Annotated in this window: 7 protein-coding genes; 2 read left to right on the top strand and 5 right to left on the bottom strand. The window is 72.5% G+C overall.

The genetic code is table 11. The annotated features are described in order from the left end of the window. Positions 1–67: 67 nt before the first annotated feature. Together BKN37_RS26135 and BKN37_RS26130 are read right to left on the bottom strand one after the other, a co-directional pair. On the bottom strand, positions 68–820 hold the full coding sequence (locus BKN37_RS26135) for a CPBP family intramembrane glutamic endopeptidase (protein ID WP_071030107.1): 753 nt from the start codon (positions 818–820) through the stop codon (positions 68–70). A gap of 77 nt (positions 821–897) precedes the next feature. After that, entirely contained in the window at positions 898–1,692 is a 795-nt protein-coding gene (locus BKN37_RS26130; RefSeq protein WP_071030105.1) for a DUF2470 domain-containing protein, read from the bottom strand. 95 nt (positions 1,693–1,787) lie between these two features. On the opposite strand from BKN37_RS26130, the gene pheA reads away from it, so the two are divergent. Together pheA and BKN37_RS26120 are read left to right on the top strand one after the other, a co-directional pair. Further along, positions 1,788–2,720, top strand: a complete 933-nt coding sequence (gene pheA, locus BKN37_RS26125) for a prephenate dehydratase (RefSeq protein WP_071030103.1) — start codon at positions 1,788–1,790, stop codon at positions 2,718–2,720. Next, positions 2,717–3,406, top strand: a complete 690-nt coding sequence (locus BKN37_RS26120) for a histidine phosphatase family protein (RefSeq protein ID WP_071030101.1) — start codon at positions 2,717–2,719, stop codon at positions 3,404–3,406. The genes pheA and BKN37_RS26120 overlap by 4 nt, the downstream gene beginning before the upstream one ends. A gap of 7 nt (positions 3,407–3,413) precedes the next feature. Here BKN37_RS26120 and BKN37_RS26115 read toward each other — a convergent pair whose 3' ends face one another. The 3 genes from BKN37_RS26115 to BKN37_RS29630 all read right to left on the bottom strand — a co-directional run. Then, a complete protein-coding gene (locus BKN37_RS26115; RefSeq protein ID WP_071030099.1) occupies positions 3,414–3,605 on the bottom strand; it encodes a hypothetical protein in 192 nt (63 codons plus the stop codon). A gap of 53 nt (positions 3,606–3,658) precedes the next feature. Continuing rightward, a complete protein-coding gene (locus BKN37_RS26110) occupies positions 3,659–4,009 on the bottom strand; it encodes a metallopeptidase family protein (RefSeq protein WP_071030098.1) in 351 nt (116 codons plus the stop codon). Positions 4,010–4,013: 4 nt separating this feature from the next. Beyond that, positions 4,014–4,213 (bottom strand): hypothetical protein (locus BKN37_RS29630; protein WP_207547301.1); only part of this gene is annotated, 200 nt, incomplete at its 5' end.

Raw genomic sequence — 4,213 nt, 5'->3', positions numbered from 1 at the left:
GCGCAGCACCGGCGGCGGTTCCGGGCGCTGCGGGTGGGGTTCGTTCACCGCATCCATTGTGGCGGCCTCAGCGCAGCCAGCTCAGGTGCGCGGCCAGCAGCGCATAGCCGACGAAGGCGACGGTGTCGATCAGGCCGTGGGCGATCACCAGCGGCCACAGCCGCCCGGTGCGCCGCCACACGTAGCCAAACACCAGGCCCATCGCTAGGTTGCCCAGCCCCGCGCCGAATCCTTGGTACAGGTGGTAGGCGCCGCGCAGCAGGCTGGAGCACAGCAGCGCCAGCACCGGGCGCACCCGCAGCTGCCGCAGCCGGGTGAGCAGATAGCCGACCACGATCACCTCTTCGGCCCAGCCGTTGGCGAAGGCGGCCGCCACCAGCATCGGCACCCGCCACCAGGTGTCGCCCAACCCGGAGGGGACGACGTTGGCGTTAAGCCCCAGCCAGCGCCCGACGAGGTACAGCCCGAGACCCGGCACGCCGATCAGGGCGGCCAGGCCGACCCCGCCGAGCAGGTCGGCGCGCCACCGGAACCGGCCTAAGCCGATGCGTTCGGGGCCGATCCCGCTGCGCCACAACAGGTACAGGGCCAGACCGCCCCAGGCGATCAGCTGCACCGCCCAGGCCAGGTTCAGGCCCAGGTCGATCAGGTCGAAGTAGGACCGCTTGGGATTGAGTGGGATCCGCTGCGCGCTGAGGTTGCGCAGCACCGCGTCGGACAGTTGCAGCACCGCGGTGACGGCGCTCAGGCCATAGGTGACCGCCAGCACGACGGCGACCTCGACGCGCAGCCCGCGCCGCTCGGCGCTTGGGTGATCCACCCCGACACGCTATCGACCGGCGTTGACTCTGCGTCCACCACGCGTGTCACTCGTACTTTTGCCTGGTAGGCGCAGAGTCAACGGGGGAATCCCCGGGCGCGCAGGCCGTTGAGAAACGGGCAGCCCATCAACACCCGGATCGCCCGGCCCAGGCCGGTGATGTCGTCGACGGGTTCGGGAAACGGCAGCCGCACGTCATGGTCGCCTTCGGCGCCCTCCACCCGCAGCCGCACCCCGTAGCGGTCCAGCCCCAGCGGGCGGACCTGGCCGCGCCGCAGCCGCCCCGGCAGCCGGGACGCCAACCGGGCGATGACGTCCGGATGCACCTGCTCCAAGTGCTGCAGCCAGCACGCCTCCATCACGCAGAACGGGTCGGGCCGGGCCGACAGCAGCGCGTCTACCCCGACCGACTCGGCGCCGGTGGCGTCGGCCACCACCACCGAATCCATCTCCAGGCGCAGCAGGACCAGCGGGGTGTCCAGGTCGGGGCCCGAGCGCGGCGTCACCACCTGCAGCAACGCCGGGTGCGGGTTCTCGGCGGCGATCCGGTCCAAAAGCGCCGGCAGCGTCGGCGCCGGCACCCGCTGCAACCGGCCGCGCAGCCACACCAGCGCGCGCACCGGTTCCCGCAGCGGCAACGGCGCATAGTCGGTGAGCTCCAACATGGCGGGCACCTCGACGTCGCCGATGTTGGCGGCCAGCGCGCCGTCGGCCGGCACCGCCACGGCATACGACCCGTCGCCGAGCAGGTGATGCACCGACGTGGCGACCGGCTCATATCCCTCGATGGCCAGCAGCGCGCCGTCGGCCCGGACACATGCGCTGCGGATCCGTTCGGCAGTGGTCGGGGCGGGTCCCGCGGTGAGTGTCATCGGCCACCTTTCATCAGTGAGGTAAGCCTAACTTAACTAGGGCTGGCGGAGCGGCGCAAGGGCTCTGCGCGGCCGACGACCGATAGGGTTGCAGGGTGGCTCGCATCGCCTACCTCGGCCCGGAGGGGACCTTCACCGAAGCGGCGCTGACGCAGCTGACCGCGGCCGGTTTGGTCCCCGGCTCCGACTCGGTGCGCCCGGTACCGATGGACAGCACCCCGGCCGCCCTGGACGCCGTCCGCGACGGCGCCGCCGAGTACGCGTGCGTGCCGATCGAGAATTCGATCGAGGGCGGTGTGCTGCCCACCCTGGACAACCTGGCGATGGGCTCGCCGCTGCAGGTGTTCGCCGAGACCACGCTGGACGTGGTGTTTTCGATCGTCACCAGCCCCGGCCGCAGCCCCGCTGAGGTCGGCACGGTGGCCGCGCACCCGGTGGCCGCCGCGCAGGTGCGGCGCTGGCTGGCGGCCCACCTGCCGGGCGCGGAGGTGGTGCCGGCGAATTCCAACGCCGCCGCGGCGCAGCGGGTCGCCGAGGGCGGGGTCGACGCCGCGGTGAGCACCGCGCTGGCCGCCACCCGGTACGGGTTGGTGACGCTGGCCGACGGCGTCGTCGACGAGGCCACCGCCCGCACCCGGTTCGTCCTGGTCGGCGCGCCGGGCCCACCCCCGGAGCGCACCGGGGCGGATCGCACCTCGGTGGTGTTGCGCATCGACAACGCGCCCGGCGCGCTGGTGGCGGTCCTGACCGAATTAGGTGTCCGCGGCATCGACCTGACCCGGATCGAATCGCGGCCCACCCGCACCGAATTGGGCACCTACCTGTTCTTCCTGGACTGTGTCGGGCACATCGACGACAGCCCGGTCGCCGAGGCACTTAAAGCGCTGCACCGTCGTTGTGCCGATGTGCGTTATCTGGGTTCCTGGCCGACCGGCGCCGCCGCCGGCGCGCTGCCGCCGCAGGTGGACGAGGCGGCGCGGTGGCTGGCGCGGCTGCGCGACGGCAAACCCGAGGAGGCCGACCGATGAGCGGGCGACTGGTGCTGCTGCGGCACGGCCAGTCCTACGGCAACGTGGACCGCCGGCTGGACACCCGCCCGCCGGGCAGCGAGCTGACCCCGTTGGGGCGCGAGCAGGCCCGGGCGTTCGCCCGCAACGGTCATGTGCGGGCCGGGCTGTTGGCGCATTCGGTGGCCGTCCGGGCGGCCCAGACCGCCGCGGAGATCGGCGCCGTCGTGGACCTGAGCGCCCGCGAGCTGCCCGGCATCCACGAGGTGCAGGTCGGCGATCTGGAGGACCGCAGCGACGACGCGGCCATCGCCGAGTTCAACGCCATCTATCAACGCTGGCAGGAGGGCGAGCTGGATGTGCCGCTGCCCGGCGGGGAGAACGGAAACCAGGTGCTGGACCGCTACGTGCCGGTGCTGACCGACCTGCGGCTGCGCTACCTCGACGACGCCGACTGGACCGACGACATCGTCGTCGTCAGCCACGGGGCGGCAATCCGGCTGGCGGCGGCGGTGCTGGCCGGGGTGGACGGCAGCTTCGTCGTCGACCACCACCTGGGCAACGCCGAATCGGTGGTGCTGGCCCCGATCACCGACGGGCGGTGGAGCTGCGTGCAGTGGGGCGAGCTGACCCCGCCGTTTTATCCCGAACCCGGCGCCACCCCGGTCGCCGACGCGGTGCAGTCCAGCACCGACCCGATGGGCTGAGCCGACCTCAGACCGCGACCGCGACCGGTTCGCCGCAGCCGCAACCCACCGCCTCGCAGTCCACGACGAAGGCGTGCGGCGTCAATTCGGGGGCGACGCAGTCCGGCTCGGTGCACTCCGCGCGGTGCAGTGCGTGACGAATGATGGTGCCGTGGCAGTGCTCCAGGCCTGCCCGACACTCCCGGCAGCCGTTGTCCATGGGCCGTTTGTAGCACCGGGCACCGACAAGCCGGTGGTGCCACGCCCGACCGGTTAGCCCCAGCCCAGTTCGTGCAGGCGCGCGTCGTCGATGCCGAAGTGGTGGGCGATCTCGTGGATCACCGTGATGGCCACCTCGTCGACGACCTCCTCGTCGGTGTCGCACACGTCCAGCAGCGCCTCGCGGTAGATCGTGATGGCGTCCGGCAGCGCCCCCGCATAGTTGGTGTCGCGGTGGGTGAGGGCCACGCCCTCATACAGGCCGAGCAGGTCGGGTTCGTCCGGGTGGCGGTCTTCGACCAAGACGACGACGTTGTCGATGGCGGCGGCCAGGTCGGGCGGGATCAGGTCCAGGGCGTCGGAGACCAGTTCGTCGAACCGGCGCGGGTCCATCCGGACGGCCACCGGCTTATCCGCCCGGTGGCGGTTCGGCCGGCGGTGGCGGCGGGGGCTCCGGTGCCGCCGGTGGCGCCTCGGGGGCCGGCGGTGGTGGTCCTTCGGGCGGGTTGGCCGGCGGCGCGGCGGGCGGATTCGCCGGCGGGGGCGCCGGCTGGGCCGGCCGCTGCGGGGCCGGCTGCTGCGGCAGGTGCTGGTTGCCTTGGTTGCCTT

This window comes from Mycobacterium talmoniae, assembly GCF_001854525.1.
In the GTDB taxonomy this organism is placed as follows: Bacteria; Actinomycetota; Actinomycetes; order Mycobacteriales; family Mycobacteriaceae; genus Mycobacterium; species Mycobacterium talmoniae.
Note: the sequence above shows the minus strand (reverse complement) of the source record. Positions and strands in the feature narration are given on the sequence as shown.

Bases quoted from the DNA above. Each gene is read 5' to 3' on its own strand.
- BKN37_RS26130 (WP_071030105.1), bottom strand. From the start codon at position 1,692: ATGACACTCACCGCGGGACCCGCCCCGACCACTGCCGAACGGATCCGC.
- BKN37_RS26120 (WP_071030101.1), top strand. From the start codon at position 2,717: ATGAGCGGGCGACTGGTGCTGCTGCGGCACGGCCAGTCCTACGGCAAC.
- BKN37_RS26115 (WP_071030099.1), bottom strand. From the start codon at position 3,605: ATGGACAACGGCTGCCGGGAGTGTCGGGCAGGCCTGGAGCACTGCCAC.